The 26,138-nt window shown below is 56.6% G+C and carries 30 protein-coding genes; 17 read left to right on the forward strand and 13 right to left on the reverse strand.

The window, feature by feature from the left end:
• Window positions 1-57: 57 nt before the first annotated feature.
• Together ABJN86_RS09980 and ABJN86_RS09985 are read right to left on the reverse strand one after the other, a co-directional pair.
• Window positions 58-789, reverse strand: a complete 732-nt coding sequence (locus ABJN86_RS09980; RefSeq protein ID WP_348366766.1) for an SDR family oxidoreductase — start codon at window positions 787-789, stop codon at window positions 58-60.
• A gap of 71 nt (window positions 790-860) precedes the next feature.
• On the reverse strand, window positions 861-1,436 hold the full coding sequence (locus ABJN86_RS09985) for a gamma-glutamylcyclotransferase family protein (RefSeq protein WP_348366768.1): 576 nt from the start codon (window positions 1,434-1,436) through the stop codon (window positions 861-863).
• Window positions 1,437-1,517: 81 nt separating this feature from the next.
• Between ABJN86_RS09985 and ABJN86_RS09990 the strand changes: the two genes are divergently transcribed.
• Window positions 1,518-1,721, forward strand: coding sequence for a dodecin family protein (locus tag ABJN86_RS09990; protein WP_348366770.1), 204 nt, complete (start codon window positions 1,518-1,520; stop codon window positions 1,719-1,721).
• Here the strand turns inward: ABJN86_RS09990 and ABJN86_RS09995 are convergent.
• Window positions 1,718-2,884, reverse strand: a complete 1,167-nt coding sequence (locus tag ABJN86_RS09995) for a geranylgeranyl reductase family protein (RefSeq protein ID WP_348366771.1) — start codon at window positions 2,882-2,884, stop codon at window positions 1,718-1,720. The two genes, ABJN86_RS09990 and ABJN86_RS09995, sit on opposite strands and share 4 nt — an antisense overlap.
• A gap of 115 nt (window positions 2,885-2,999) precedes the next feature.
• On the opposite strand from ABJN86_RS09995, the gene ABJN86_RS10000 reads away from it, so the two are divergent.
• On the forward strand, window positions 3,000-3,515 hold the full coding sequence (locus ABJN86_RS10000; RefSeq protein ID WP_348366773.1) for a PhnA domain-containing protein: 516 nt from the start codon (window positions 3,000-3,002) through the stop codon (window positions 3,513-3,515).
• A gap of 64 nt (window positions 3,516-3,579) precedes the next feature.
• Here the strand turns inward: ABJN86_RS10000 and ABJN86_RS10005 are convergent, their stop codons facing one another.
• Both ABJN86_RS10005 and ABJN86_RS10010 read right to left on the reverse strand, forming a co-directional pair.
• A complete protein-coding gene (locus ABJN86_RS10005) occupies window positions 3,580-3,786 on the reverse strand; it encodes a cold-shock protein (protein ID WP_021101227.1) in 207 nt (68 codons plus the stop codon).
• A gap of 164 nt (window positions 3,787-3,950) precedes the next feature.
• Entirely contained in the window at window positions 3,951-4,181 is a 231-nt protein-coding gene (locus ABJN86_RS10010; RefSeq protein WP_348366775.1) for a DUF465 domain-containing protein, read from the reverse strand.
• 392 nt (window positions 4,182-4,573) lie between these two features.
• On the opposite strand from ABJN86_RS10010, the gene ABJN86_RS10015 reads away from it, so the two are divergent.
• Window positions 4,574-4,759 carry a hypothetical protein gene (locus ABJN86_RS10015; protein WP_348366777.1) on the forward strand — a complete coding sequence of 62 codons (186 nt, stop codon included), beginning with the start codon at window positions 4,574-4,576 and terminating at the stop codon, window positions 4,757-4,759.
• A gap of 246 nt (window positions 4,760-5,005) precedes the next feature.
• Complete coding sequence (locus ABJN86_RS10020; protein ID WP_348366779.1) at window positions 5,006-5,410, forward strand: BrnA antitoxin family protein; 405 nt, start codon at window positions 5,006-5,008, stop codon at window positions 5,408-5,410.
• Window positions 5,411-5,929: 519 nt separating this feature from the next.
• On the opposite strand, the gene ettA is transcribed toward ABJN86_RS10020, so the two are convergent.
• Entirely contained in the window at window positions 5,930-7,585 is a 1,656-nt protein-coding gene (gene ettA / locus ABJN86_RS10025) for an energy-dependent translational throttle protein EttA (RefSeq protein ID WP_348366780.1), read from the reverse strand.
• Window positions 7,586-7,704: 119 nt separating this feature from the next.
• Here ettA and mgrA point away from each other — a divergent pair, with 119 nt between their 5' ends.
• Together mgrA and ABJN86_RS10035 are read left to right on the forward strand one after the other, a co-directional pair.
• Window positions 7,705-8,772 (forward strand): L-glyceraldehyde 3-phosphate reductase, encoded by a 1,068-nt coding sequence (mgrA, locus tag ABJN86_RS10030; RefSeq protein WP_348366781.1) that lies wholly within the window; start codon window positions 7,705-7,707, stop codon window positions 8,770-8,772.
• Window positions 8,768-9,382 (forward strand): nicotinate-nucleotide adenylyltransferase, encoded by a 615-nt coding sequence (locus ABJN86_RS10035; RefSeq protein WP_348366937.1) that lies wholly within the window; start codon window positions 8,768-8,770, stop codon window positions 9,380-9,382. The genes mgrA and ABJN86_RS10035 overlap by 5 nt, the downstream gene beginning before the upstream one ends.
• Here the strand turns inward: ABJN86_RS10035 and ABJN86_RS10040 are convergent.
• Window positions 9,351-10,208, reverse strand: a complete 858-nt coding sequence (locus tag ABJN86_RS10040; protein WP_348366783.1) for a DMT family transporter — start codon at window positions 10,206-10,208, stop codon at window positions 9,351-9,353. The two genes, ABJN86_RS10035 and ABJN86_RS10040, sit on opposite strands and share 32 nt — an antisense overlap.
• Before the next feature lie 64 nt (window positions 10,209-10,272).
• On the opposite strand from ABJN86_RS10040, the gene dacB reads away from it, so the two are divergent.
• The 5 genes from dacB to ABJN86_RS10065 all read left to right on the forward strand — a co-directional run bounded on the left by dacB (window position 10,273) and on the right by ABJN86_RS10065 (window position 17,188).
• A complete protein-coding gene (dacB, locus tag ABJN86_RS10045) occupies window positions 10,273-11,772 on the forward strand; it encodes a D-alanyl-D-alanine carboxypeptidase/D-alanyl-D-alanine-endopeptidase (protein WP_348377700.1) in 1,500 nt (499 codons plus the stop codon).
• 117 nt (window positions 11,773-11,889) lie between these two features.
• Complete coding sequence (locus ABJN86_RS10050; RefSeq protein ID WP_348366787.1) at window positions 11,890-13,467, forward strand: lysine--tRNA ligase; 1,578 nt, start codon at window positions 11,890-11,892, stop codon at window positions 13,465-13,467.
• Between the two features lie 61 nt (window positions 13,468-13,528).
• Entirely contained in the window at window positions 13,529-13,933 is a 405-nt protein-coding gene (locus ABJN86_RS10055; RefSeq protein ID WP_348366789.1) for a DUF4864 domain-containing protein, read from the forward strand.
• Window positions 13,934-14,121: 188 nt separating this feature from the next.
• Window positions 14,122-16,413 (forward strand): glycosyl hydrolase family 28-related protein, encoded by a 2,292-nt coding sequence (locus ABJN86_RS10060; protein WP_348366791.1) that lies wholly within the window; start codon window positions 14,122-14,124, stop codon window positions 16,411-16,413.
• A gap of 457 nt (window positions 16,414-16,870) precedes the next feature.
• Window positions 16,871-17,188 (forward strand): antibiotic biosynthesis monooxygenase family protein, encoded by a 318-nt coding sequence (locus ABJN86_RS10065; protein ID WP_348366793.1) that lies wholly within the window; start codon window positions 16,871-16,873, stop codon window positions 17,186-17,188.
• Window positions 17,189-17,227: 39 nt separating this feature from the next.
• On the opposite strand, the gene ABJN86_RS10070 is transcribed toward ABJN86_RS10065, so the two are convergent.
• Together ABJN86_RS10070 and uvrB are read right to left on the reverse strand one after the other, a co-directional pair.
• Window positions 17,228-17,473 carry a hypothetical protein gene (locus tag ABJN86_RS10070; RefSeq protein WP_348366795.1) on the reverse strand — a complete coding sequence of 82 codons (246 nt, stop codon included), beginning with the start codon at window positions 17,471-17,473 and terminating at the stop codon, window positions 17,228-17,230.
• A gap of 260 nt (window positions 17,474-17,733) precedes the next feature.
• The gene (gene uvrB, locus ABJN86_RS10075; RefSeq protein WP_348366797.1) at window positions 17,734-19,938 is read right to left on the reverse strand and encodes an excinuclease ABC subunit UvrB; all 2,205 of its coding nucleotides are present in this window, start codon (window positions 19,936-19,938) and stop codon (window positions 17,734-17,736) included.
• Window positions 19,939-20,118: 180 nt separating this feature from the next.
• Between uvrB and ABJN86_RS10080 the strand changes: the two genes are divergently transcribed.
• The 4 genes from ABJN86_RS10080 (at window position 20,119) to ABJN86_RS10095 (ending at window position 22,543) form a co-directional block, all read left to right on the forward strand.
• Complete coding sequence (locus tag ABJN86_RS10080; protein ID WP_348366799.1) at window positions 20,119-20,616, forward strand: YHS domain-containing (seleno)protein; 498 nt, start codon at window positions 20,119-20,121, stop codon at window positions 20,614-20,616.
• A 73-nt stretch (window positions 20,617-20,689) separates the two neighbouring features.
• Window positions 20,690-21,001, forward strand: a complete 312-nt coding sequence (locus ABJN86_RS10085) for an ETC complex I subunit (protein WP_348366801.1) — start codon at window positions 20,690-20,692, stop codon at window positions 20,999-21,001.
• A 118-nt stretch (window positions 21,002-21,119) separates the two neighbouring features.
• Window positions 21,120-22,043 carry an MYG1 family protein gene (locus tag ABJN86_RS10090; protein ID WP_348366802.1) on the forward strand — a complete coding sequence of 308 codons (924 nt, stop codon included), beginning with the start codon at window positions 21,120-21,122 and terminating at the stop codon, window positions 22,041-22,043.
• 170 nt (window positions 22,044-22,213) lie between these two features.
• On the forward strand, window positions 22,214-22,543 hold the full coding sequence (locus tag ABJN86_RS10095) for a DUF2322 family protein (RefSeq protein ID WP_348366804.1): 330 nt from the start codon (window positions 22,214-22,216) through the stop codon (window positions 22,541-22,543).
• An 8-nt stretch (window positions 22,544-22,551) separates the two neighbouring features.
• Here the strand turns inward: ABJN86_RS10095 and ABJN86_RS10100 are convergent, their stop codons facing one another.
• A complete protein-coding gene (locus ABJN86_RS10100) occupies window positions 22,552-23,010 on the reverse strand; it encodes a hypothetical protein (RefSeq protein ID WP_348366806.1) in 459 nt (152 codons plus the stop codon).
• A gap of 70 nt (window positions 23,011-23,080) precedes the next feature.
• Here ABJN86_RS10100 and ABJN86_RS10105 point away from each other — a divergent pair, with 70 nt between their 5' ends.
• Window positions 23,081-23,455 carry a hypothetical protein gene (locus ABJN86_RS10105; protein ID WP_348366807.1) on the forward strand — a complete coding sequence of 125 codons (375 nt, stop codon included), beginning with the start codon at window positions 23,081-23,083 and terminating at the stop codon, window positions 23,453-23,455.
• A complete protein-coding gene (locus tag ABJN86_RS10110; RefSeq protein WP_348366809.1) occupies window positions 23,452-24,015 on the forward strand; it encodes a TetR/AcrR family transcriptional regulator in 564 nt (187 codons plus the stop codon). Before ABJN86_RS10105 ends, ABJN86_RS10110 begins: the two co-directional genes overlap by 4 nt.
• A gap of 18 nt (window positions 24,016-24,033) precedes the next feature.
• On the opposite strand, the gene ABJN86_RS10115 is transcribed toward ABJN86_RS10110, so the two are convergent.
• The 3 genes from ABJN86_RS10115 to irrA are packed head-to-tail and all read right to left on the reverse strand — an operon-like array spanning window position 24,034 to window position 26,103.
• Entirely contained in the window at window positions 24,034-25,005 is a 972-nt protein-coding gene (locus ABJN86_RS10115) for a hypothetical protein (protein ID WP_348366811.1), read from the reverse strand.
• Window positions 24,990-25,661 (reverse strand): DUF1007 family protein, encoded by a 672-nt coding sequence (locus ABJN86_RS10120; RefSeq protein ID WP_348366813.1) that lies wholly within the window; start codon window positions 25,659-25,661, stop codon window positions 24,990-24,992. The genes ABJN86_RS10115 and ABJN86_RS10120 overlap by 16 nt, the downstream gene beginning before the upstream one ends.
• Window positions 25,662-25,686: 25 nt before the next feature.
• Window positions 25,687-26,103, reverse strand: a complete 417-nt coding sequence (irrA, locus tag ABJN86_RS10125; protein ID WP_348366815.1) for an iron response transcriptional regulator IrrA — start codon at window positions 26,101-26,103, stop codon at window positions 25,687-25,689.
• Window positions 26,104-26,138 lie beyond the last annotated feature (35 nt).

Below are 26,138 nucleotides of genomic sequence, written 5' to 3' on the forward strand. Positions count from 1 at the left end.
GCAACGATAGATTAGACCTGTCTTTATTTCTAACGGTCGAGAGAAATACTGATCGATTTAAACATGTTGCCCGCCATTGATCTCGATCTCTGTGCCGCTGACATAAGAGGATGCGTCCGAACATAAAAAGAAAATCACGTCTGCAACTTCGTCGGGGTGGCCTATCCGTTGCAAAGGTAATTTTTCAGTAATTTTATCGGTGCCAGGGGACAGAATGGACGTTTCGATCTCACCTGGTGCAATTGCGTTAACGCGGACACCAAATGGCCCGAAATCATGGGCCATTTCCCGTGTCAGAGCAGCAAGTGCTGCCTTTGATGTTGCATAGGCGGCACCGGCAAAGGGATGCACGCGTGATCCCGCAATTGAAGTCACATTTACGATGGACCCTTTGGCCTTCATAAGTTCTTTCTTTAACCCCCGTGACAGGACAACAGGGGCAAAGAAATTAACATGGAACACCTTTCCCCAGTCCATGAGGTCGGTGTTCATTGTATTCAGCCGCGTATTATCAGGGCCTTTGGGCGACACGCCTGCGTTGTTGATCAAACCATGCAGCTCATCACCGTCGAGACGGTCTCGAATGATCTCGACTGCGTTAATCGTATCTGCCGGATCAGACAAATCAATCTGGATATGATTTTCTTGCCCACCCGGCCAAGGACAGTTGTCATCGATTGCCTGACGAGAGCAGGTCAAGACGCGCCATCCCTCTTGCGTGAATTTCTTGACCGTTGCATGGCCGATACCGCGGCTCGCACCGGTTAGCACTATAGTTTTAGTCATCATGTTCCCCTTTTGGTCGGGCGTACTTTGCAAAATCCGTAGGATTACACGGCTGTATTGGGTTGTCGTGGCGCTCAGCGGATGATGTTTGCCCCTATCTTTGAGAGCTGATCATCTACGAATGCTGTCTCTGAGGTGCTTAGAGTTTGAGTGCGCGGATAGATGGGGGCTGAACGGTCGTTCAGTATGGAGGCATCCCATCCGTCAGTTGTGTTGAAGAAGTTCACTGCACCCTCTTCGCCGAACACCTGCAGGTACCCTTGGATCACCACGTCTAGGTAGCTGAGCAAAATGGGGTTGGCCGGGCCTTCGACCTCATTCTCAAGTTTGACTTGATACATGTGCACGTCGAGGTTCCCAGCATCGTGGGTCAGGCCTTTGGCTGGCAGGGCGCTGCGAAAATAGCCAGTCTCTCGCAGGTCCAAGGCGTCCCAATCGGCATCGGGAACTTCGGCAATTAACCCATCGATGCCGGTGTCTTGGGCAGGGGTGACGCTTAGGAAGGCGTGCTTCACGATGGATGTGTGGCGCCAGACCCGACGCCACCCCTCAAGCTTGGCAGGGTGAGTGGAGGCGTAGACATGCGTGGCGGCGTTTACGAGCGAGCCGTAGCCGAAGAAATATGGATTGTTCATGGTCGGAAGAGACAAGATTTTCCCCGCAGGCACAAGTTGAGTTATTGCCCAGAGCGGTTAGCAAGGAGGTTCATATAATTTACGGAGATAAAAACCATGTCTATTGCACGCGTAACAGAAGTCATCTCGTCCTCGAAGAAGAGCTTTGATGATGCAATTGAAGAAGGCGTAAAACGCGCCACAAAGACCTTGAAGAACGTTCAGGGCGCTTGGGTTCAAGATCAAAAATGTACCGTTGAGAATGGCAAAATCTCGGAGTACCGCGTGACCTTGAAAGTCACCTTTGTGCTGGAAGACTAAGCAGGGCCTTTGAAGCCGAGACGATGCTTGATGAACCGCCAACCAAGATTGGGAATACGCCGCAATAGCGCGCCGCGCAGATCGGCGTATTCCGCTTCTCCTGCTAGGAGGTCCAGATACTTCGCCTGCATGGAGCTTCCCCGCTCCAACGCTTTTCGGAAGTACCCTTTGGTGGCTTTGGGGAACATGATCATCCGCCAAATTTTCGCTTGATCAATAGATCGCTGAATTGGTTTCACCAGTTTGGAGTAGTGGACGTAGGCCGTTTGTGGGCGCTTGTTTTGTAGCGCCTTGATTGCAGCCTCGGCGGCATAGCTGCCACTTTCCATTGCGAGGGCGATGCCTTCGCCCGTAACAGGGTCCACAAGACCAGCGGCATCCCCAGCCAGCAGTATGTTGCCGCGACCTGGCTTCTTTCTGTAATCGCCAAACGGCAAGTACTGGCCTTTAAAGCGTAGCTCTTCATCGCTGTCAGTCTGGCGAACATATGCCGTCATGTTGGCCTTCATATTTGCGTTGCGTGCGTTAATGCCGCCCACTCCGACGGTCACAGATTTGTGCTTGGGAAAAGACCAGCCATAGCCCCAACTCGCCGCATCTAGATCGATCTCTACGGCATTATCTTTGGCAGGGGTGCGGGGTGTTTCAATCTCTAGGGCAAAGCCGATTGTGTCGGGGTTAAAGGAGCGGCCAAATAGGGTTTTTGCAACGAAAGAGCTCACGCCATCAGCACCAATCAGAACCTTGAACGCGAGTTGTGTGCCATCCCGTAGGGTCAGCGCATTTTCGCCCAACTCCGATATTGGGTGACCCAAATATGGGATCGCTCCTGCCTTGATTGCTTCGCCATGCAACATTGCATCAAAGTCGCGGCGCATGGTGAGGTGAACAGGCGGAGCGCCTGGGATGTCAGCCAACACGCGACCTTTGGACAGGAGGCGCATGTGATCCGTGGTGACGAATAAGTCTTGAGTGACCTCTTGCCCGAAGATGCGGCGCATCGCCTTTTGACTGCGTCCCGTAAACAGACCACCGCATAGCTTGTTGCGTGGGAAGACGGCCTTATCGACCACAGCAACCGAATATCCCGCCTTGGCAGCCGTGGTGGCGGCGGCGGAACCAGCGGGGCCGGAGCCAACAACAATGATATCATACTCAGACATGGTGGAGTTCTAGGGGATCACAACCGCTATGCCAATGCGTTAGCTGCAACGTAAATGCGCGATGGTGCATCACACCCATTAGGGTTAGGTCAGGGCAACAAAGAGGGACCCTAAGATGATACCAGAGAACGTTATGACGCGCAGCAATGGCGCATGCGAGCTATGCGGGGCGGAGGCGTCTGAAGCCGTGACAGTGGCCCCAAGGGATGATGTGATTGCGTTATGTGCCACCTGTGCATCTGAGGTCGCGGATGAAAGCCACTGGCGATGCTTGCAAGGTGCTGTCTGGTCCGAGGTGCCGGCAGTGCAGGTGCAGGCCGTGCGCCAGCTACGCAAGCTGGATATGGCTTGGGCGCAAGAGGCCTTGGACATGGTGTATCTGGACGACGACTTAAGCGCATGGGCGGCAGACGTGCCGCTGGAGCACCGCGATGCGAACGGCGCATTATTGGCGGCGGGGGACAATGTTGTGCTGATCAAGGATTTGCCGGTTAAAGGCGCAGGCTTCACAGCGAAACGGGGAACGGCCGTGCGCAGCATATCTTTGGTGTCGGACAATGCGGGCCATATTGAGGGCCGCGTTGAGGGGCAGCGCATCGTGATCTTGACCGAGTTCGTCAAGAAGAAGTAGCGGCAAAGAAAAAGGGCGCGCGAAGTTGCCTTCGCACGCCCTTAGAATTCTTGGTCGCGGTGGCTTAGGCCAGAGCGATGTTCACAGCGCTTTCGCGGCCGTCACGGCCAGCTTCAACGTCGAAAGTCACAGCTTGGTTGTCGTCCAGTGTGGACAGACCGGAGCGTTCCAGAGCGGAGATGTGTACGAACACGTCCTTGGAGCCACCTTCAGGTGCGATAAAGCCGAAGCCTTTAGTAGAGTTGAACCATTTCACGGTGCCATTAGCCATCGTGTTATTCCTTAATTTAATGCTGCCCGCAGGATCGCGGCAGCTCGGCTCGATTGGTCTGTAACGATAGACTGGCGGCCTTATTAGGGAAGACAGTGGGTCGTAGAGGCAAACGTTGCACGGCGCGTGTCGCAGATTCTGGCTCACAAGTAAAGCTTTTTCGCCTAGAGCATCGCTGCGATCTGATCCTTCAAGGTCATGCGTTGCTTACGTAAACTGGCTTCGAAGGCGTTGTCGGTTGGCTCGATATTGGTCTCGGCGCGGTGAACGGCGCGATTCACTGTGTGGTATTCCTCAAAGAGCTTACGGAAATGCGCGTTTGATTCTTTGAGGGCGTGAATGGTCTCAGCTTTGTCTGGGAACTCTTCGGCCAATTCGTGGGGGGTGTGGGACATCGGGTGCTCCTTGGTCTGGGTGTTGCGTTGGGATCAGCGTAGCCCATTGCCGGAAACCTGCATTGATATGGGTCAAGATTGAGCGCGAATTTGGGGCGTCGATTCTGTAAAAACTCATGAAAAATTTCCCTCAAAGGCGAATGAAATTAAAATAATCCATTTTTCAGCAACCTAAAAATATCTGCATTTTTACGAACATGAACACATTCCCGCCTTAAGTGGCGCAAAGCGAATGGAATCGGCTGTGAATTGTGCCGAAATAGTGGTGGAAATGCGAAATTTATGTGCCTTAACAATTGAGTAAGGAGAAACATACTTGCGAGAACGCGTGATTTTTCGCCTTATTATTTTGCAACCAGTTTTTCACCGCAAAAATGGAATAGGAGACCGCCATGTCCATTTCACTCGCAGAAAAAGCCCGCCACAACCGCCTTATCGCCCTTCGCGCGGTACATATTCGCAAGTCCGGTTCAGGCCCTGTGATTTTGCCTCCTTGTGCAGATCACGAGGCTGAACAGAATGTGTTTTCGTCTCACCTCGCGAGCAACCCCATGCACACCTCATTCGCTGTCATCTAAGCGAAAGTAACCATATCAGGAGCGCCGCTCGCTACACGTTTAGCGCCCCGATCAGAGGCCGGTACTTGCCGGACCTTCCCCAGAAAACGCTCAGGATCGCCTGAGCGTTTTTTGCGTTTTATGGGATGTCTGCAAGCCGTCGGCACCGCGTCGGCGTTGTGTCGGGCAGCGCCGCGCGCTGGGTTTCAGGGGCGTTAAACTGCATCGGGTAGACCCACGGCGTCCCAATTTTGCGAGGCCGCCGTTATGCAGTTCAAACCCAACACCCGCCCAAAGTCCCAACGTATCGCCAAAGAGCGGCTGGGGCGGCTTTTGCAACTGGCGGACTTGGAAGACGACGTGAGCACGCTGGTCCGCGAAAAAATCCCGCAGGCGTGGCACCGGCTGGAGCATGACATCGATGTGGAGGAGCCGAAGGTGAAGATCACCCTACGCGTCGACCGCAGCGTGGCGAAGTTCTACCGCGCGTGGGGCAACGGCTATCAGGCGCGGATCAACCGGATTTTGGCGACCTACGCGCAAGCAAGGATCGCGGAGAGCCTGACGATTGAGGAGAACTTCTACCAGTTTGTCGTAGAGGAGACGTTGGACAAGTATAACACGCCTGCGCCGGAGGATATTGAGCAAGGGCCGGAGGAGGGGGAGGTTTGAGGGGGCAAAAAGAAAGGGCGGTCCGAAGACCGCCCAACTGTCATAAGAATAAACTTATAATAGTTAGCAAGAGTGCAATCGTGCCGATGAAATCAGCATAAGAGACTCTCCCTTTCAACTTGGTCAAAAAACGCATTAGCCTAAGCTCCAGCGATGCTCGACCGGTCGAGCGATTTCACTCGCTCAGTGTTTATATCCCGTCCCAATTCCAACGGCTTGGCATGGCTCTATGATCACTCGAACCTACCGTTCGACGACTACCCGATCAGCTTCCCGCCGCCGGACCGCCTTAGCCTAATTCCCGCAAAGGTTTCGACATAGCGCCGCTAAGCACTTCAAGAATCTTAGGCAAAGATTGCGGTGCTCTTATGAGTCGCTCACCTGCCTTATGGTTGACTAATGCCGAACCCATCAAGCGATCTACATTTGGGAATGAAAACACATTATTTCAACGGTGCGCGAACGCGTTTTCTTTGAAAACGCTGCCTCGCGCTCGCCGCGTCGTAAGCGACGCGACGGTTACCTCGTGAATTTCTTATACTTCACCCGTGTTGGCTCCACTGAATCTGGACCCAAGCGGCGGATTTTGTCTTCCTCGTAGGCCTCGAAGTTGCCCTCGAACCATTCCACATGGGCCTCGCCCTCGAAGGCTAGGATGTGTGTGCAGAGGCGGTCGAGGAAGAAGCGGTCGTGGGAGATGACCACGGCGCAACCGGCGAAATCTTCGATGGCATCTTCAAGCGCCCTTAACGTTTCTACGTCAAGGTCGTTGGTAGGTTCATCGAGCAGCAACACGTTGCCGCCGGATTTCAGGAGTTTCGCCATGTGCACACGGTTACGTTCACCGCCCGACAACAGGCCCACTTTTTTCTGCTGGTCGCCGCCTTTGAAGTTGAAGGCGGAGCAATAGGCGCGGGAGTTCATTTGCGCGTCACCCAGTTGGATGATCTCGCCGCCGTCGGAGACTTCTTCCCAAACGGTTGCGTCTGACGCCAATGCGTCGCGTGATTGGTCCACATAGCTAAGCTGCACGGTATCGCCGTAGCTGACGGAGCCGCTGTCGGGCTGTTCTTGACCGGTGAGCATACGGAACAGCGTGGATTTACCCGCGCCGTTGGGGCCGATGACGCCGACGATCCCACCCGCAGGCAGGGAGAAGGACAGGTCTTCGACCAACAGCTTGTCGCCGTAGGCTTTGGTGAGGTTTTCGACCTCGATCACCTTATTGCCCAAGCGCGGGCCGTTGGGGATGATGATTTGCGCATTGCCGAGCTTCTCGCGCTCGGACTGGCCGGCCATCTCGTTATAGGCGTTGATACGCGCCTTGGACTTGGCTTGGCGTGCCTTGGCACCTGCGCGGATCCACTCGAGTTCCTTTTGCAGGGTCTTTTGTTGGGATTTGTCTTCCTTGGCCTCGCGCTCCAGACGCTTGGCCTTTTGCTCCAACCAAGCGGAATAGTTGCCCTCGTAGGGGATGCCGCGGCCACGGTCGAGTTCCAGAATCCAGCCGGTGATGTCATCAAGGAAGTAGCGGTCGTGGGTGACGATCAGGATGGTGCCTTTGTAGTCGATCAGGTGCTTTTGCAACCAAGCGATGGTTTCGGCGTCAAGGTGGTTGGTCGGCTCATCGAGGAGGAGCATGTCCGGCTCCTCGAGCAGCAATTTGCACAGGGCCACACGGCGTTTTTCCCCGCCCGACAGGCTTTCGACGGCGGCGTCATCAGGGGGGCAACGCAGGGCCTCCATCGAGACGTCGATTTGCGCGTCGAGGTCCCAGAGGTTTTGCGCGTCGATCTCATCTTGCAGCTTAGCCATCTCCTCGGCGGTTTCGTCGGAGTAGTTCATCGCCAGCTCGTTGTAGCGATCGAGGATGTCCTTCTTGGCCTTCACGCCCAGCATCACGTTGCCGCGCACGTCCAGGGATTCGTCCAAGTTCGGCTCCTGCGGCAGGTAGCCGACATGCGCGCCCTCGGCGGCCCATGCCTCGCCGGTGAAGTCCTTATCGGTCCCCGCCATGATGCGCATGAGCGAGGATTTACCCGAGCCGTTGACGCCGACGACGCCGATTTTGACGCCGGGCAGGAAGTTCAGGCGGATGTTCTCGAACACCTTCTTGCCGCCAGGGTATTGCTTGGATACGCCGTCCATAAAGTAGACGAATTGATTGGCTGCCATGGGAGATGCTCCGGACTAGAATGGATTTGCTTTGGGCCGTGTTTAGTCGGGCTTTAGCATAAGAGCAATCGTAGGACTTTGATTTGACGATCCGTCCAATTCAGCGCAGATTGCGCCGCATGACAAATCTTACCCGCCCTGCAAAGCCCCGCCCCGTTGAATATGTTCCCGCCAGTGACCGATATGACCGCATGGCGTATCGTCGTTGTGGCAAATCTGGCGTCAGGTTGCCCGCGATTAGTCTTGGGCTTTGGCATAACTTTGGCGGCGACACCCCGCATGAGCTGAAGCGCAGCCTGTGCCGCACCGCGTTTGACCATGGGATTACGCATTTTGACTTGGCGAACAACTACGGCCCGCCCCCCGGCTCGGCTGAAACGGCATTTGGCGAGATATTGCGGACGGATTTGGCGGGCTACCGCGATGAGCTGATCATTTCCAGCAAGGCCGGCTACCGCATGTGGCCGGGGCCATATGGCGAGATGGGGAGCCGCAAATCTTTGGTGGCGTCTTGCGACCAGTCGCTGGAGCGGATGGGTTTGGATTATGTCGACATTTTCTACTCACACCGCTTTGACCCAGACACGCCGTTGGAGGAGACCATGGGGGCGCTGGACTACATCGTGCGATCGGGTCGCGCGCTGTATGCGGGGATTTCGAGCTACAACTCCAAGCGCACGCGCGAAGCGGTGGCGATCTTGAAAGACCTTGGCACGCCGATGCTGATCCACCAGCCGTCCTACAATTTGCTGAACCGCTGGGTGGAGCATGACGGACTTCTGGATACGCTGGATGACTTGGGCGTCGGCTCAATTGCGTTCACGCCTTTGGCGCAGGGCATTTTGACCAAGAAGTACTTGGGCGGCATTCCTGAGGGCAGCCGTGCCTCGCAGGGCAAATCGCTGAAGGAAGGAATGATTAACGAGCGGTCCTTGGCAAGTGTGCGCGCGTTGAACGACATGGCGGAAGCGCGTGGCCAGACGTTGGCGCAAATGGCGTTGGCTTGGGTTCTGCGCGGAGAGCGAGTGACGACGGCATTGATCGGGGCGTCGAAGCCGAGCCAGATTGAGGATTGCGTCGGAGCGGTGGCGAACCTTGAATTTAGCGCCGATGAGCTGGCCGAGATTGACCGCATCTCGTCCGAGGAAGAGATCAACCTATGGGCGAAGTCCTCTGAAATCGATTGAGTTCACACGCGCAGGCTGGCCTGTCGCACAAGCGGGGCAAACGGTAGGCCTTTTGGGCGGATCGTTTGACCCAGCACATGAGGGCCACGCGCACATCACGCGCGAGGCCTTGAAGCGGTTTGGCTTGGACTTTGTGTGGTGGCTGGTTAGCCCCGGTAACCCGTTGAAGGATCGCGGACCTGCACCGATGGCGTCGCGACTGGAGCGGGCGCGGGATGTGATGGCGCACCCACGGGTCAAAGTTACCGATTTGGAAGTGCAACTTGGCACATGCTACACGGCGCAAACACTCGCAGCCTTGATGGCGCGCTACCCAAGTGTGAATTTTGTTTGGCTGATGGGGGCGGATAACCTTGCCAGTTTTCACCATTGGCAAGACTGGGAGTGGATCATGCGCAATGTCCCCATTGGGGTCATGGCACGCCCCGGTGACCGGATTTCTGCGCGGCGATCTGTGGCGGCCCAACGCTTTGAGAGTGCGCGACTGTCAGGGGCGGCATCGCAGCTTTTGGGGCAGGGCGGCGCACCACGGTGGTGTTATATTAACCTGCCGTTGAGCGACGCGTCCTCCTCCAAGATCAGGGCGTCTGGGGCTTGGGCTTCGCAATGAATAGCGTGGCAAAACCCGTGAGGAAAATCACCGCCAACCCCAATGCGGATAGCCCATCGGGCAGGGTGTCAAAGAACATCGCACCATAGATCGTGGCGCCGATAAGCTGGACGTAGACGAAGGGGGCCAGAACGCTTGCGCCCGCACGGGCATAAGCGAACACCAAAAACAAATTCCCAAACATGGATGCGGCGGCCGACCACAAGACCAAACCTGACAGGGACGGCGTGATCGGTGGCATGGTCCACAAACCCAATGGCACCAAAAGCAGCGCCCCGATGAACAGCTGGGTGATCAGCAGATGGACGGGTTTGCCCAGAGGTGCGACCCAGCGGGACGCAGTGAGGAACATGCCGTAGCACAGGCCCGCGAAGGCGGCGAAGCCCATACCTGTTGTCATCCCGAAGCCGGGCTTTGCGACCAAAAACACACCAACCAACCCGAGGATGAGCAGCAGAAGGCGGCTCATGTCGGGGGGCTCTTTGAGCAGGGTAACCGACAGCAAGTAGCTGACGGTTGGGCCAAGGAAGAAGGCGGCGAAGACGTTTGCGATAGGCTCTGTCTGCAATGCGGTTAGGATTGAGCTAACGGACACCACTTGGATCGCGCTGCGCACCCAGATGCGCCAATCTTTTAGCAGCGGGGCGGCTTCTGTGTGGAAGGCGAAGGGGAGCAGGATGATGAGGCCGACCAGATAGCGCGTCCACGCCACGAAGAACGGGGAGATACCCGCCGACGTCATGAGTTTGCCAGCGGTATCGCCGAGTGGGATGAGCATCATTCCCAATGACATCACGCTGACGGCCAAAAGTGTTGAACGCTCCATCACAGCTGCGTAACAGGGCGCGTTGGCGCTTGCCACCGCCATTTGCATAGGCGATTAATTCACCATGAAGAAAGATGCTGCTGTGACTAAATTTGGCCGACGTGCCGTGTTGGGGTTCTTGATGTTTGGTGTGGCCGAGGCCGCGCTTGCGAACGCGCCTGCGACCTCGCTTCGGCCCGCCCAAAAGCCCAGAGGGGCTGTTAAACAAGCTGCAAAGAGAACTGTGCAGGGCGCTGATGCGCTGATTAAGGATGCCAACCTTGGCGGCAAGGTGGGGTTTGTGGTGGCAGATGCGCGCACTGGACAGGTCTTAGAGGCGCATAACCCGCAAGCCACCCTGCCACCTGCCAGTGTGATGAAAGCACTGACCACTTTGTATGCGCTAGATCGTATGGGCGCGGGGCGGCGGTTCAAGACGCAACTGATTGCGACAGGCCCTGTGAAAAATGGCGTGTTGCGGGGAGATTTGATCCTGAAAGGCGGGGGTGACCCTACGCTGACCTCCGACGATCTGAACGCGATGGCTGGCCGCCTGAAAGCGGCCGGTGTCACCTCTGTTCGAGGCAAGCTGCGTGTGCATGGGGGCATGTCGGTGATTGATCAGATTGACCGCGAGCAGCCGGAACACGTTGGCTACAACCCTGCGGTGGCGGGGCTGAACTTGAACTATAACCGTGTGTATCTGGACTGGAGACGCACGAGCAACGGATATGCGTTGAAGATGGATGGGCGCACGAACAAGATCCGCCCCGGTGTTGGGTTCGCCAAGACCACCGTCGCGGCGCGCTCCTTGCCAGTTTTCAAATACTCGGGCCAAGGCGGCAAAGACAATTGGAGCGTTGCCAACAAAGCGCTGGGCAAAGCTGGTGGCCGTTGGTTGCCTGTGCGCCGACCAGAGATTTACGCGGGCGATGTGTTGCAAACCGTGGCGCGCTCCAATGGCGTGACATTGCCGTTTCCGGTGAAGTCTTCAGGAGCGCCGCGAGGCAAAGTGTTGGTGGAGCATAATAGCGCGGAAGTCGGCGTGATCGCGCGCGATATGCTGAAATTCTCGACCAATCTGACGGCAGAGGTGCTGGGATTGCAAGCGAGTGGGGCAGGGACTATCCGCGCCTCCGCACGGTCTATGACGGATTGGCTAAAATCGAAGCATGGTATTCAGAAGGCAAAACTTGTTGACCACTCCGGCCTTGGCGACGCCTCGCAATTGAGCGCGCAAGAGATGGTGAAAACACTGGTGGGCGCAGGCGCGAACGGGCAGTTGCGCTCGATACTGAAGTTCATTCCGGTGCGCGATAATGACCATAAGGTTGTGCAAAACAGCGCAACCAAGGTTGTGGCCAAGACGGGGACGTTGAACTTTGTCAGCGCACTTGCTGGGTATATCCGCACGCCAGATGGGCGCGATTTGGCGTTCGCGATGTTCATGGCGGATGTCCCGCGCAGGAAAGCCTTAAAGAAGTCCGAGCGCGAATCCCCACGTGGATCGCGGTCTTGGAATGGACGAGCCAAGCGGCTGCAATCCAAACTTATCAACCGGTGGGCCGTTCTACACAGCAGCTAAAGTGCTTTGACGGACCTTTGTTGCAGCGCAGAATGTTGACCTGAGACAACGCACACAATAGGTAGCGGTTTTGTTGCAGCGCATGGTGTGCTGCACGATAGAACTGGATGTGCTCCGATGACGGATATGCGTGACGCTGGAATGACTTCGAAAGCTTGGCCTTTTGTAGAGGCGCGCGCATTGCTCAAACGGTACGCCAAGGGTGCGCCGGAAAAGGGCTACGTGCTGTTTGAGACAGGCTACGGCCCGTCCGGTTTGCCCCATATCGGCACCTTCGGCGAGGTTGCCCGCACCACGATGATCCGCCGCGCCTTTGAGGTGATCTCGGACATCCCGACGCGGCTGATTTGCTTCTCGGACGATGTGGACGGGATGCGCAAAATTCCGGGCAATGTGCCGAACCCAGAGCAGTTGGAGCAGTATTTGCAGATGCCTTTGACCAAGGTGCCTGATCCGTTTGGCGAATACGAGAGCTTTGGCCACCACAACAACGCGATGCTGCGCCGGTTCTTGGACACCTTTGGGTTTGAGTATGAGTTCTACTCGGCCTCGGAATTCTATGCGTCTGGACAGTTTGACAAAGTCCTGCTGCGGGCTTGCGAAAAATACGACGACATCATGAAGGTGATGTTGAAATCCCTGCGCGAAGAGCGTCGCGGGACCTATTCGATTTTCTTGCCAATCCATCCTGAGACGGGCCGCGTTCTCTACGTGCCGATGAAGAATGTTGACGCGGCAAAAGGCGAGATCACCTTTGACGACGAAGACGGCAAGGAATGGACGCTACCGGTCACCGGCGGCAACGTGAAGCTGCAGTGGAAGCCGGACTTTGGCGCACGCTGGGCCGCGTTGGACGTGGACTTTGAAATGTACGGCAAAGACCATTCGACCAACACGCCGATCTACGACCGCATTTGCGAAATTCTGGGTGGCAAGAAGCCGGAGCATTTCAGCTACGAGCTGTTCTTGGATTCCGAAGGGCACAAGATCTCGAAGACCTCGGGCAATGGGGTGTCGATTGATGATTGGCTGACGTATGCGTCCTCGGAATCGCTGTCGTACTTCATGTATCTGAAGCCTAAGACGGCCAAACGCATGCATTTCGACGTGATCCCGAAAGCGATGGACGAGTACCACCAGCAGTTGCGGGCCTATGCGGGCCAAGATGCGGTGGCGCGGGCGAATAACCCTGTGTTCCATATTCACGGCGCGGATGTGCCGACGTCGAAAATGGTCGTCCCGTTCTCGATGTTGCTGAACCTTGCGTCCGTCGCGAATGCTGAGGGCAAAGAGCAACTGTGGGGCTTCATCAACCGTTACGCGCCTGACGCCACGCCTGAGACGCATGCTGACCTGGACCAAGCGGCGGGCTTTGCCGTGCGGTATTACAACGACTTCGTGAAGCCGAACAAAGTGTTCCGCTTGCCAAGCGACTTGGAGCGCGAAGCCCTGTTGGACTTGCGCGGCCAATTGGCGGAATGGGGCGGCGGCTTGGACGGGGATGCGCTGCAATCGGTCGTGTTCTCTTGCGGGCGTGAGCGGTTTGACCCGATGCGCGACTGGTTCAAAGCCCTGTACGAAGTGCTGCTTGGTGCGTCGCAAGGGCCACGTTTTGGCGGCTTCATCGCGCTGTTCGGGGTGGAGGAAACCATCGCCCTGATCGACGACGCATTGGCAGGCAAGCTGGTCGACTAATCCTCGCGTGATTTGACGAAACCCGCATTTGGCCTATCCTGACACCAACAGGGAGGTTGAGATGCGGGTTTTATTTGCAGCAATTTTCGCGGTTTTCTTCGCGCAATCGGGCGTGGCCCAAGAGCGGATCACGGGCATAGAGCGCACGATCCAAGGCCAAGTGGACGCCTTCCTTGCGGAAGATGCGACGACGGCTTTCACCTTTGCGTCGCCCAATATTCAACGCTTGTTTGGCTCGCCGGAACGGTTCGGGGCAATGGTTCAAAACGGCTACCCGATGGTGTGGGCCCCGTCGAAGGTGGAATTCCTAGCGCTGCGGCGACAAGGAGAATTGTTGTTCCAGAAGGTTCTGTTCATTGACCAAAATGGCGCCCCACATGTGTTGGAGTATAATATGCTGCAAACGGATGAGGGGTGGCTGATCGACGGGGTGCAATATCTTGTAGCACCGCCCGTAGGGGCCTGACCTGCGTACGGTGCTATTTAAGCACGCGTTAATGACCTTTCGCTAAACCACCCCCCGTCAGGGCGGCGTGTCCGGCATTTCCTAAACTGAGCAAATTTCTGACCCCACGCGATGGGGGCGCTTGGCTTGTGTCCGGCGCATGCTTTGATCGGGCGCGCCTGTTCCAACCAAGTTGAAAAGGGCTATCGATGAACAAGGCGATTACCGACGGGCTGGTGTTGACCCCGCCCCCATTTGCAAACGGTTTGGATGTATGGTCGCGCGGCGACGGAACTCCGGGTACGGCGACCTACGACGGCTTCGCGTCGGCGGCTTTCGTGCCGGCGGATCAGGACTTTGGTGGCTGTCTGGAGGTGCTGAAAACCGAAAACACGCAGACAGTGCGCTACATGGGGGAAACCCCGTTGCTGCCGGGCTGCTACCTGCAGATCAAAGCGCGCATCAAGGCGATTTCAGGAAACCTACCGTCGGTGAGGGTGAGTGCATTTGCGGGCGGGGCCGGAGGCGCTGAAGTAACAGGGGTAACGACGGTGGGGCCGGCCATTGGTCTGACCAGCTACGGCGACGTTGCTGAGGTCACGGCGATTGTTTGTACCAGTACGCGCAATGGCGTTGACCTCAGATGGGGCAGAAATGCGCTGTATGGCCACTTCGGGATTGAGTTGTTGGGGGCGAACGGTGGCGTTGTGCGCATCGACGACATTGAGATTACCGACATCACTGGCGCGTTCTTGCGCGGCATGATGGATTGGGTCGATGTGAGAGACTTCGGCGCGTTCGGTGATGGGGTGACGGACAATACGGCTGCGTTTGAGGCGGCTGACGCCGCGGCAGATGGGCGCGAGGTTCTTATCTCGGAGGGGGAGTATTACCTTGCCAACAACGTGACCTTCGAGAACCGGGTTAGGTTCCAAGGCACGGTGAGTATGCCGGACAACAAATATCTGGCGTTGTCGCAGAACTTCGATTTTGACCATTACGCGGCTGCATTCGGTGATGAAGAACTCGCGTTCCGCAAGGCGTTCCAAGCGCTGATGAAGCAGTCGAGCCATGACAGCTTGGATCTTTGCGGGCGCTCCATCGGTTTACGCGGACCTGTCGATATGCGCGCAGCGGTGCCGGATGTGTCATCGTTTACTTCGCGGCGTGTGATCCGAAATGGACAGCTGGATGCGATTAATAATGCGGCTTGGAACACGGGGACGGCGACGTCTAGCGGGACTTACGCCACCTCGCAGCCCTTTCAGTTGAGCAATGTTAGCAATGTGGCGAATATTGAGGTTGGCAGTCTTGTGACAGGGAACGGCGTGGGGCGCGAGGTTTACGTCACCGCGACCAACGTAGGGGCGCAGACGCTGACGCTGAGCCAGCAATTATACGATGCGGTTGGTACGCAAAACTACACCTTTAAGCGGTTCCGATACATGCTGGACTTCAGCGGCTTCGACAAGCTTTCGCAGTTCAACATTGCAGATGTGGACATGAAGGCGGACGGGGTGGCGAGTTGCGTTTTGCTGCCACCTGCGGGGTTAATCTGGCATTTCCGGGACTGCTTTTTCAACCAACCGCAAGACCGGGCTGTGACTTCCATCGGGACGGCGTGTCAGGGAATGATGATTGACCGGTGTCAGTTCATCTCAAACGAGCAGTCCTTGGCGGCGACACAACGGACCTCCATCGGGTTCAACGTGAACGCCAATGACGCCAAAATTCGCGACAACCGGTGCATTCGCATGGGGGCTTTTGCGGTGATCCACGGCTCGGGGCACATGTTGCTGGGCAACCATTGGTTCCATGGGGACAACCTGACGGGAGCGCCGCGGGTGGCGGGGCTGATCCTGACGAAACCTTCGTCGAAGATTGTGATTAACGGCAATTACTCGGACAACAACTACATTGAGTGGAACAATGAGCATGACGCTTTGCCGAATTTCTCGAGCGAGTTGAGTTTTGGCTCCCTGTCGATTGTGGGCAATATTTTCACGGCGATTGGGGCGACGTCGTCTTTCAGGTTCCTTGTGATCAAGCCCTATGGGACTGGGCATTTTATTAATGGGCTGAATGTGTCGGGGAATACCTTCAAGGTCACCAATGGCAATATTGACCGTGTTGATAAAGTTGACGACAGCATTGCCGAGTTGGACACGAGCCGGTTGCGCAACATCAATTGGGTGGGGAATACCTACCATGCGATTAACCAATGGACGCAAAGCCCTGTGATGTTGTCATTTAGCGAGACCAGCGCTGCGGAGACTTGGACCTGCGACTTTGACGGGTGGTTGCCCTTTGGTGGCCGCGCGCGGAATGTGACGGATGTTACGCCCGTGGGGGCATTGCGCAACTCGAGCAATGTGAAGCAGTTCGTGACGCATTACACGGACCCTGAGGAAGGCTCTAACGGGAGTGCGGTGGAGATCATTTGGGGCAGCGCCGTGCACGGCAAGATCAACGTCACAGCGCGGGTTGATAACCCATTTTAGAACTTTGCGGCCCTGCCCGATTTGGGTGGGGTCGTGATCCTTGTGCTTTGGTTTCGTGATGCTGTCTTACTTGCCTCTGAAAATGTGCTTCCGCGCGAGATAAGGCGTTGGTGGCTTGAGCGAACCAATGGGTCAACTCTGGTTGCGCGACCTCCCCGCGGTCGGCTTCTGATCTTTGCGCGAGCAAGGCATGACGCTTTAGGTTGCGCATTCGGCGCAGCCAGAAGGCGGATTGATCGTCGTGAGAACCATCCGAGGCTGTTTGCCGAGCTTTTCCGAGTTGGTCCCAGATGTTGGTGATCAATGCGCCGTGGCGCAGGGCGAGCGGGTCTGAATCTGTATGTGTCATCCCGTATTTGTGGCGGGATTCGGGTTGCGACTTGGTTAATTGCGCGATGCGTGAGGATTTCAGGCTTGTGCGAGAACTGTGCTAGGCTTGGTGTCAGGAGGACGCCAAATGTTGAAAGTATCTAAGCAACAGACTAGCCAAACCGTAATCACGACCTTTGAGATGACCCCGGGCACCTGTCAGGATTTGCTGGACGAGTTGACCGAAGCCTATGCGCAGTTCGTGTCGAAACAGCCGGGTTTTATCTCGGCGGCGCTGCATGTGAACGACGCGCAAACGCGGATCGCCAACTATTCCCAATGGGAGCGACGCGAGGATTTTCAGGCGGTACTACGCTCCGCCGAGATGCGTCAGCGGAACCGTGTCATCGGCGGGCTGTGCAAGAGCTTTGAGCCGGTGATGTATGAGGTGGTGGAGGGGTTTTGAGGGGGGTGCTTCGCGAAACGTTAGCAAATTCGCCCACGTTCAATGTATGAGCCGCCCGTCATGCTCAGCTTCGTTCAGGGCAGCTAATTTTGCTGAACCCTTTTCAAGCGCGCGGAAAACAAAGTCGGATATGTCATCACGTGTCTGCGTGGTTACTTCTGGTAGAGTATCTGGCATATCCGCACTTCGGAAATGGGCTTGTTGTAAAATTTCGAGCCAGTTTAAACAAATTAGGGAGTAATATGCAGCGTCATCGCTTGTATCTTGTTCGAACAGTGCCTTCATTCGTGCGCTCTCGACATCAATATGGCGAATGATGTCTTCTCGTTGCCGGAAGGTTAGATCATAGGGGGGAAAGGATGATGTCCACAGGCCGTTTTAATTTTTCACGTAAACCCGCGAGAACTGCTGGTAAAATTATACCGCAGTCTGCAAATTCCTCGGGATTTTCTTGTTCCCGCTTTAGCAGTGTATCCACTGAACTTCGAAGGGTTGTGACTGCTTTCTTGTGTAGCCATTGAGAAAATAATTTTATAAGCATCGTACTACCCCCGCCCCCGCTTCTTTACACCACCACGTTGGCCCGGTCTGCCAGCCGTTGAACGCCCGCTGTTTTTCTTGCCGTCTTGCACGGCCTTCTCCACCGCATATTGGCGTGCCAAGGGGTCGTCGGAGATCACCAGATCGACGGTTTCCAAGCGCTTCACCTCATCGCGCAGGCGGGCGGCTTCTTCGAACTCTAGGTTCTCGGCGGCCTTGCGCATGTCGTCGCGCAAGCCATCCAGAACGGCCTGCAGGTTTGCACCCGCAGGGGCGTCTATGGTGGCGGTGACGCGGTTCATGTCGACGTCGCCTTTGTAGAGGCCGGCTAGAATGTCCTCGACGTTTTTCTTCACCGTGGCGGGGGTGATGCCGTGTTCCTCGTTATAGGCGATCTGCTTGGCGCGGCGACGCTCGGTCTCGCCCATTGCGCGTTCCATCGAGCCGGTGATTTTATCGGCGTACATGATGACGCGGCCCTCAGCATTTCGCGCGGCGCGGCCGATAGTTTGGATGAGGGAGGTCTCGGAGCGCAAGAAGCCCTCCTTATCGGCATCGAGAATGGCGACGAGGCCACATTCGGGGATGTCCAAGCCCTCGCGCAGCAGGTTGATCCCGATGAGCACGTCGAAGACCCCAAGGCGCAGGTCGCGTAAGATTTCGATGCGCTCGATGGTGTCGATGTCGGAGTGCATGTAGCGCACCTTGATGCCGTTCTCATGCAGGAATTCGGTGAGGTCTTCCGCCATGCGTTTGGTCAATGTGGTGACCAGCGTGCGCATGCCGTCTGCGCTGACGCGGCGGATTTCGTCCATGACGTCATCGACTTGGGTGTCGACAGGGCGGATCTCAATCACGGGGTCTAGAAGGCCCGTGGGGCGGATGACCTGTTCGACGAAGACGCCGCCTGCTTGCTCCAACTCCCAATCCTTCGGTGTGGCGGAGACGAAGACCGATTGCGGGCGCATGGCGTCCCATTCCTCGAACTTGAGCGGGCGGTTGTCCATGCAGGACGGCAGGCGGAAGCCGTGTTCGGCCAGCGTGAATTTGCGTCGGTAGTCACCTTTATACATGCCGCCGATTTGCGGCACTGAGACGTGGGACTCGTCGGCGAATACGATGGCGTTGTCTGGGATGAATTCGAACAGGGTGGGGGGCGGCTCGCCCGGGGCGCGGCCCGTCAGGTAGCGTGAGTAGTTTTCGATGCCGTTGCACACGCCAGTGGCTTCCAACATTTCCAGATCGAAGTTGACGCGCTGCTCCAGCCGTTGGGCCTCGAGCAGCTTGCCGTCGTTGGTCAGTTGAGGCAGTCGAATGGACAGCTCGTTTTTGATGCCCTTGATGGCCTGCTGCATGGTGGGGCGCGGGGTCACATAGTGCGAATTGGCGTAGATGCGCACGCGCTCGAAGGTGTCGGTTTTGGTGCCGGTGAGCGGGTCGAATTCGTGGATGGTTTCCAGCTCCTCGCCGAAGAATGACAGCCGCCACGCGCGGTCATCAAGGTGGGCGGGCCAGACTTCCACGCTGTCGCCGCGCACACGGAAGGTGCCGCGCTGAAACGCCTGATCGTTGCGTTTGTAGGCCTGCGCGATGAGATCGGCCATGACTTTGCGTTGGTCGTATTCCTCGCCGATGTGCAGGTCTTGGGTCATGGCGCCGTAGGTTTCCACCGAGCCGATGCCGTAGATGCAGGACACGGAGGCCACGATGATCACGTCGTCGCGCTCCAAAAGCGCACGGGTGGCGGAGTGGCGCATGCGGTCGATCTGCTCGTTGATCTGCGATTCCTTCTCGATGAAGGTGTCGGAGCGGGCGACATAGGCCTCGGGCTGGTAGTAGTCGTAGTAGCTCACGAAATACTCGACCGCGTTGTCGGGGAAGAAGCCTTTGAACTCGCCGTAAAGCTGTGCGGCCAGCGTTTTGTTCGGCGCAAGGATGATCGCGGGGCGGTTGGTTTCCTCGATGAGTTTAGCCATCGTAAAGGTTTTGCCTGTACCAGTGGCCCCAAGGAGCACCTGATCCCGTTCGCCGGAATTGATGCCCTCGGCCAGCTCTTTGATGGCGGTGGGTTGATCGCCTGCGGGCTCGAACTCCGTCTCGAGGCGGAAGGTTAGACCACCTTCCAGCTTCTCGCGGGTTTTAACGTCCGGTGCAGGATTGGACAGGATCGGTACTTGATCCGGCATCTGTTCGGGGGAGTTATTGTGCATGTCGTCCGATTCCTTGGGCTTGCCTATAAGATGCGCCTTTTGCGGGCCGCTTCAAGGGAGGTTCCGACATTCACAGCTGATCACAACGGGGGTAGGCCTTTGGCTGGACCTAGACCTGTGGCGCAATAAGGCGCAAATTGACCTCGAATAGGAGCAACCGAGCCGAGAGGACATGTACCAATGGATTTAGATCGTCGCTTGGCCTTAGGGGGCATCTTCGCTTTGGGAACCGTTGGCATCGGAGCATATTGGGCCGGATATGGCCGCGATACGCCAGGTAACAGCCAGTATTTTTCACAAGGCGGTGTGGCCTTGCGTGGCGCTGATCCGGTTGGTTATTTCAAGTTGGGTCAATCGGTTATGGGGACGTCGCATTTCTCGCTGACATGGGCGGGGGTGGAATGGCAGTTCGCCACCAGCGCGCACCGAGACGCGTTTGAGGCCGACCCGATGGCCTATGCCCCGCAATACGGCGGCTATTGCGCTTGGGCGGTGGCCGAGAAAGGTTTGCTGTATTCCACGCAGCCAAAGAACTGGTCTGTGGTGCAGGGGAAGCTGTACTTGAACTATGACGACGGGGTTCAGGAGACCTGGAACTCGGACCGTGCGGGGTTCATTGAGCGCGGGGACGAGAGATGGCCGGACGTTAAAAGGCTACTCAAACTGACCGCGGTGTGAGCGCTTGTGGTCTTGATCCAGACAGCCACTGCGCATATTGGTGTGGTGACGCTACCCAAAGGAAGCAATAGCGATGCGCGCACGTATTTATCAGCCGACCAAGACAGCCATGCAATCGGGCACAGCCAAGACCAAGAATTGGGTGCTGGAATACGTGAATGACACGGGCCGCGACGTTGACCCTTTGATGGGTTGGACCTCTTCGGCTGACACACAAGCACAAGTGAAGCTGTCGTTCGACAGCAAGGAGGCCGCGCTGGATTATGCCAAGGACAATGGCATTGAGGCGACGGTGACCGACCCTAAGACCCGTAAGCCGGTGATCCGTCAGGGTGGCTACGGCGAGAACTTTGCGACACACCGTCGTGGGGTTTGGACCCACTAGCTTTTTCGCTGCAGCCCAAGTCCACCTCGACAATCAGGTGAAACCAATTCAATAACGCTCCGAAGAGCGGCCTATTTGGCCGCTCAAGTTATTTTCAACGCTGCTGGAGCCAATCGCCATGACCATCACCCACCTCGTCACACACTCCGGCGGCTTCCATGCGGATGAGCTGCTGTCTTCAGTTATCCTGACACGTCTATTCCCCGAGGCTGAGTTGCTGCGTACGCGGGATAAGGCGTGGATTACGCCCAGCGAGGATCGGATCATCTATGATGTGGGGGGCGATTTCGACGCAACGGCCCAGATTTTTGACCACCATCAGCGGCCCAACCCGCTGCGTGAAGACGGACAGCCCTACAGCTCCTTCGGGTTAATTTGGGCGCAATATGGCCGTGATTACCTGAGTGCGATGGACGTGCCAGAGAAAGACGTCGACGCGATCCACGGCTCGTTCGATCGAGGGTTCGTTTTGCCCGTGGATTTGGTGGACAATGGCGCGGTGAATACCTCGGAAGCGGGGCCGTTGTTCTCTGGCATGACGCTGCCGGTCCTGTTGGAAAGCTTGAAGACCGTCTTTGATGATCGCACGGAGGGCGCGGATGATCGGGCCTTCATGGCGGCATTGCCCGTGGCGCGCGCATTCGTCGAAGCGCAGATCAGACGTAAGGCCGCCAAGTTCCGCGCCGAGGACATGGTGATGGCCGCCATTGAGGCCGCGGGCGAAGGGCGCGTTTTGGATTTGCCAATGGGCATGCCGTTCCGCGCAGGTGTGGAAAAGGCCGAAGCAGATCATTTATTGTTCGTTATCCACCCACGCGGTGAGGACTGGACCCTGACCACGATCCGTATCGGAGACGACACATTTGACAACCGCGCGGATTTGCCCGCCGCTTGGGCCGGGTTGACTGACGCGGACCTTGAAGCCGCCAGCGGCGTGACGGGGGCTAAGTTCTGCCATAACGGGCGCTTTATCGCGGTGGCAAACTCGCGGGACGCGGTCCTGAAGATGGCAGAAATAGCGGTTAAAGAGGCCTTGGCCTAGATCAGCGCATCGCGGGGCAATGGGCCCGATTGGCTGATCTAGGCCAGTGAGGGGCAGGTGTCATGTGACGCTTCACATGGGTGCTTCGCCCGTTTATAGCCCCCGATGATCGCGCCTTGGAGGCGATGATGAATGACCACAGGTACAAGGCTCTCAGCGAGGAAACTACGATGATTAAACCGACCGCTTCGTTCAAAGACAATCTAGCAATGCTGCCGTCAATTGAGGGCATTGCGCGCATCGAATTGGTTGATCACGCTGGGAGCGTTGTTGCCTCCATCGAGAACCAGCCGGGCAAGCAGGGCTCACTTGTTGTGTACCGGTATCTTGCGCAGGTTTTTGCCGCCTTGGACACGGAGGCCGCGACGCATGGTTTGGATGTATTCGCCGAGCATACTGCTGATGCGAAGAACCGCCTCGGCGCGCACCCGAATATTGACCGCTTGCTTGAGATTGTCGCAGGTGGCGCGTCATTGAACATTCGCGTGCTAGAAGCCTAAGGAACGGTTCAAGCCGGTCTTTTCGCGCCTGATAGCTCTTTTAAAATGGCGAGGCGTGGAAGGTGGCGGCTTCGATACAGGTATTTTGCCCATAGGCAGAACGCGGGGGTTAAAATACCGGCGTCGATCTTGATGTGCTCCTTGATCTGGCAATGGTCGGAGTGATCGATCACATGAAGCGTATGCTCCCACGACTTCACGCCGGCGCCGATCTCGCTGGATACAAACCGCATAGCTTTTGCATCAAATTGGCGAACCTCCATCCGGTAGGGTTGGTAGGGCAGTAAGCCAAAGAGCGACACATCCACCTCAAGCATCTGCCCTTCGAAGATTGATCCGCTGGGAAGGTTGCGAAATGTGATTTTGCCGCTTGTCACACGCCTTAGGTGATCGAGATCGGTTGCTACCTGCCAAACTGAGGCGGCGGAGTATGGGTAGGTATGGGTGAGGTGGATTGTTTTGGACATCTAAAGCTCCGCCTTGAACATTAAGTAACATTTGTTATGTTACTGAAAATTTGTCAAGTGGATGGAGATTATGATCAATTACTTTTTTGCAATTTGCGCCGGAGTATCTGGCCTCATTTTATTGCTGCATATGTTTGCAGGGAGCCCGAATATCGCGAACCCAATGCGAAACTGCGAAGAATTGCATCCGGTGGTGCGCGAGACGAACTACTACTGCTGGCATCTGGTCTCGATATCGTTGCTACAGCTCTCGATATCGTTCGGTTGGGCGGCCATTGCCCCCTCGGCTTACCTCGTTGCTGTGATCGCTGTTTTTACCGCCTTTGCGTTCTCTATTTGGGGGATGGTGCTGGTTGTCACTATCCGCCAAAAGTTCCAGTATATGCCGCAAGGGCTTCTCTTTTTGCCTCTCGCACTCATAGGGCTTGCTGGACTGCTTCAATGACACGCAAACGTTTTCGCCGTGAAGACTGGCTTGAGCTTGGGTTGAAACGCCTAGGCGAGGGCGGTCCTGAGGTGCTGAAAATTCATGATCTTTGTGCCGCGGCGGAGCGAACTATCGGGTCGTTCTACCACCATTTCAAAGACATGGACGTCTTCTTCACAGAGCTTGGCAAGCATTGGCGAAAAACACATACGCAGAACGTCATTGAGGCTGTGGAGGTTTTGCGCGATCCCCATGATCAAGCCGAACGCTTGGCGGCAATTGCGAGCAAGCTGAACATGCTTAGTGATTTGGGGATGCGTCGATTGGGCGAGACGCGACCTGGCATCCAGATCTGGGTCGCGCAGGTTGATGCGGAGCGTGTGAGCTATCTGCAAAACATATATATCAAGCGGTTTGACATGAGCGAGGGTGACGCCAAAACCTTCGCGGAATTGGAATACGCTGCCTTCGTTGGGACGCAGGTGATATGGCGTGAAAACGCGAGGGGCGTTGGGGAGCGACTGGCCGTGACCTTTGACGGTTTGGTTCGAAATCAACTGTCTAAAAGTGAAAGCTGAAAGTAGCCCCTGCCACCGCTAGATCGCGCGCAGAAGCAGCCCCGATGCGATTACAAGGACCAGCAGGCCCGCAACCAGCTCTATGGCTGGGACGATCTGTGTAGCCGTGCGTGACGAGGCAAATGAACCCAATACCCCAGCCCGCATTGTCACGGCTGCAACGCCTACGCCGACGGTCACCACCGCCGTGCCAAGCGCCATGGAGAAAGCGCCTGCAATGCCCGCAGCCCCTATTCCCATTTGCCACGTGATGATCAGGACGAATAATGCGCCAGTGCAGGGGCGCATCGCGATCCCGCCGATCAGAATTAAAGCATCCCGCAAAGAGGTGGCGTTTTCCACCTCATCAATGCTGGGACCATGCTTGTGGCCGCAGGTTGAGCACGCTCCATTGTGGTCGTGGTCGTGGTCGTGGTCGTGGTCGTGGTCGTGGTCGTGGTCGTGGTCGTGGTCGTGGTGATGGTCATGATGCGCGTGATCATGCGCCACCGGTTGGCGAAGTCTCACGAATTTGCGGGAGGCGCGGAATACCAGCCACAACCCGACGGCCCCAATAGCGGCATAGCTGACGGGGGCCATGTAGTTCTCGGCCGCTCCGACCATTTGCTTGCGGCTAAGATCGAAGATCAACACACCCGCATAGACGAGGGCGACGGCAGTAACGGCCTGCCCAAGGCTGGAGATGAGCGAAATTAACGACAGGCGCATCCAAGGTATCTTGCGCCCAAGCCCGTACCCGCCAATCAAAACCTTACCGTGGCCCGGCCCGATTGCATGGAAGAACCCATATGCGAAGCAAAGCGTCAGCAGCAGGGATAGTGCGCCGGCATCCCCTGCGCGCAATCCGCGCAACGTGCGTGCGATCTGGTTTTGGAAGTCGCGCTGCTCACCAGCGGCCCATGCGGCGAGGCTGTCAAAGCCACCGCTGCTCCATAGCCAAAGGAGCGCTGCAATGGCTATAGCAACGGGTACAATTACAATGCGGGGCATGTGATACGAATGTCCGTGGCGAATTCACCGCCTATTAGTGGGATGTCATTTTCAGCAAGATCCGCGTTTGCATCTAAGGTTAGAAGCTGCGCTTGCATTTGGGCCAACTGGCCTTCGATGTCGGGCTCTACGCGCGATATCTGGCAATCATCGCGCCCCGAAATTTTCACCGGTAGCGTGAGGTCGTAGGCGGTGTAATAGCTGGGATCGAACGCCTTGATGGACACCGTATCACCAGCCAGAAGTGGCGTGCCGGACACTTCGCGCAGGTGGGTCGAGATGAGGCGGCCCTCTATCATGTCGGCAGTGGGATCAATCGGGCGCGACAGGATCAATGCTTGGCCGTCGATGACAGCCGCCAAGTCGCCCGCGTAGCCTTCGACCCAATCTGCGTCAAAGCCGGTTAGCTCTTCGCGTTCTGCATCCGTCAATTCGCCGTCACTGTCGGCATCCACTTTGTAGTCTTCGGCCAACAGCAATGAATAGAGGTCGTCGTAAAGCCAAGTGACCTTCACGTGGGTCAATTGGCCTTGGTCGTTGAAGATGATCTCAACACCGGTATCGATGAAGACGTGGGGGTGGGCCGCGACATTGGAGGGTCCAGCGGCCAGCATCGCGGCAAGGGTGGCAGCAATAGCGGTCTTAGCATTTCGCATGGAGGCATCCCGTGAAGTGGAAAGTTCAGGTGCGGCGCAACCGGATGACGACGTCGACTTTGGCAATCTCGGTGCCTTCAGGGGCATCGGGCAGGGCGGCGATTTCCAGTTGCTCTTTCGGTGCGTCGGTCAGGTGACCTTCGTCTTCCCAGAAGAAGTGGGGGTGGTCGTCCACGCGCGTGTCAAAGTAGCTTTTGGTGCCATCGACCATGACTTCGCGGATCAATCCAGCCTCGGAGAATGCTTTGAGCGTGTTGTAAACCGTTGCCAGCGACACACCTTCGGTATGGTCCGTTGCGGCCGCGTGCAGGCTTTCGGCTGTGATGTGGCGATTCTGGCCGTCTCCGACCAACAGTTCTGCCAATGCCACACGTTGGCGCGTCGGGCGTAATCCCGCACCCGCCAGCCATTCCGTTCCACGCTTGGTTTCTATCGACTGCATTCGTCTAATCCCTATGCTTGCCTTACATATAGGGG

The sequence above is a fragment of the Litoreibacter sp. genome, from assembly GCF_039974535.1.
Taxonomy (GTDB): Bacteria; Pseudomonadota; Alphaproteobacteria; order Rhodobacterales; family Rhodobacteraceae; genus Litoreibacter.

Excerpts from the sequence above, each read along its gene's own strand:
- ABJN86_RS10060 (WP_348366791.1), top strand. The coding sequence starts at position 14,122 with ATGAACAAGGCGATTACCGACGGGCTGGTGTTGACCCCGCCCCCATTT.
- ABJN86_RS10040 (WP_348366783.1), bottom strand. The coding sequence starts at position 10,208 with ATGGAGCGTTCAACACTTTTGGCCGTCAGCGTGATGTCATTGGGAATG.
- ABJN86_RS10055 (WP_348366789.1), top strand. The coding sequence starts at position 13,529 with ATGCGGGTTTTATTTGCAGCAATTTTCGCGGTTTTCTTCGCGCAATCG.
- ABJN86_RS10050 (WP_348366787.1), top strand. The coding sequence starts at position 11,890 with ATGACGGATATGCGTGACGCTGGAATGACTTCGAAAGCTTGGCCTTTT.
- ABJN86_RS09990 (WP_348366770.1), top strand. The coding sequence starts at position 1,518 with ATGTCTATTGCACGCGTAACAGAAGTCATCTCGTCCTCGAAGAAGAGC.
- ABJN86_RS09980 (WP_348366766.1), bottom strand. The coding sequence starts at position 789 with ATGATGACTAAAACTATAGTGCTAACCGGTGCGAGCCGCGGTATCGGC.
- ABJN86_RS10070 (WP_348366795.1), bottom strand. The coding sequence starts at position 17,473 with ATGAAGGCACTGTTCGAACAAGATACAAGCGATGACGCTGCATATTAC.
- ABJN86_RS10110 (WP_348366809.1), top strand. The coding sequence starts at position 23,452 with ATGACACGCAAACGTTTTCGCCGTGAAGACTGGCTTGAGCTTGGGTTG.
- uvrB (WP_348366797.1), bottom strand. The coding sequence starts at position 19,938 with ATGCACAATAACTCCCCCGAACAGATGCCGGATCAAGTACCGATCCTG.
- ABJN86_RS10115 (WP_348366811.1), bottom strand. The coding sequence starts at position 25,005 with ATGCCCCGCATTGTAATTGTACCCGTTGCTATAGCCATTGCAGCGCTC.
- ABJN86_RS09995 (WP_348366771.1), bottom strand. The coding sequence starts at position 2,884 with ATGTCTGAGTATGATATCATTGTTGTTGGCTCCGGCCCCGCTGGTTCC.
- ABJN86_RS10095 (WP_348366804.1), top strand. The coding sequence starts at position 22,214 with ATGATTAAACCGACCGCTTCGTTCAAAGACAATCTAGCAATGCTGCCG.
- dacB (WP_348377700.1), top strand. The coding sequence starts at position 10,273 with ATGAAGAAAGATGCTGCTGTGACTAAATTTGGCCGACGTGCCGTGTTG.
- ABJN86_RS10105 (WP_348366807.1), top strand. The coding sequence starts at position 23,081 with ATGATCAATTACTTTTTTGCAATTTGCGCCGGAGTATCTGGCCTCATT.
- ABJN86_RS10080 (WP_348366799.1), top strand. The coding sequence starts at position 20,119 with ATGGATTTAGATCGTCGCTTGGCCTTAGGGGGCATCTTCGCTTTGGGA.
- ABJN86_RS10120 (WP_348366813.1), bottom strand. The coding sequence starts at position 25,661 with ATGCGAAATGCTAAGACCGCTATTGCTGCCACCCTTGCCGCGATGCTG.
- ABJN86_RS10000 (WP_348366773.1), top strand. The coding sequence starts at position 3,000 with ATGATACCAGAGAACGTTATGACGCGCAGCAATGGCGCATGCGAGCTA.
- ABJN86_RS10085 (WP_348366801.1), top strand. The coding sequence starts at position 20,690 with ATGCGCGCACGTATTTATCAGCCGACCAAGACAGCCATGCAATCGGGC.
- irrA (WP_348366815.1), bottom strand. The coding sequence starts at position 26,103 with ATGCAGTCGATAGAAACCAAGCGTGGAACGGAATGGCTGGCGGGTGCG.
- ABJN86_RS10090 (WP_348366802.1), top strand. The coding sequence starts at position 21,120 with ATGACCATCACCCACCTCGTCACACACTCCGGCGGCTTCCATGCGGAT.
- ABJN86_RS10015 (WP_348366777.1), top strand. The coding sequence starts at position 4,574 with ATGTCCATTTCACTCGCAGAAAAAGCCCGCCACAACCGCCTTATCGCC.
- ABJN86_RS10005 (WP_021101227.1), bottom strand. The coding sequence starts at position 3,786 with ATGGCTAATGGCACCGTGAAATGGTTCAACTCTACTAAAGGCTTCGGC.
- ABJN86_RS10020 (WP_348366779.1), top strand. The coding sequence starts at position 5,006 with ATGCAGTTCAAACCCAACACCCGCCCAAAGTCCCAACGTATCGCCAAA.
- mgrA (WP_348366781.1), top strand. The coding sequence starts at position 7,705 with ATGACAAATCTTACCCGCCCTGCAAAGCCCCGCCCCGTTGAATATGTT.
- ABJN86_RS10010 (WP_348366775.1), bottom strand. The coding sequence starts at position 4,181 with ATGTCCCACACCCCCCACGAATTGGCCGAAGAGTTCCCAGACAAAGCT.
- ABJN86_RS10100 (WP_348366806.1), bottom strand. The coding sequence starts at position 23,010 with ATGTCCAAAACAATCCACCTCACCCATACCTACCCATACTCCGCCGCC.
- ettA (WP_348366780.1), bottom strand. The coding sequence starts at position 7,585 with ATGGCAGCCAATCAATTCGTCTACTTTATGGACGGCGTATCCAAGCAA.
- ABJN86_RS10065 (WP_348366793.1), top strand. The coding sequence starts at position 16,871 with ATGTTGAAAGTATCTAAGCAACAGACTAGCCAAACCGTAATCACGACC.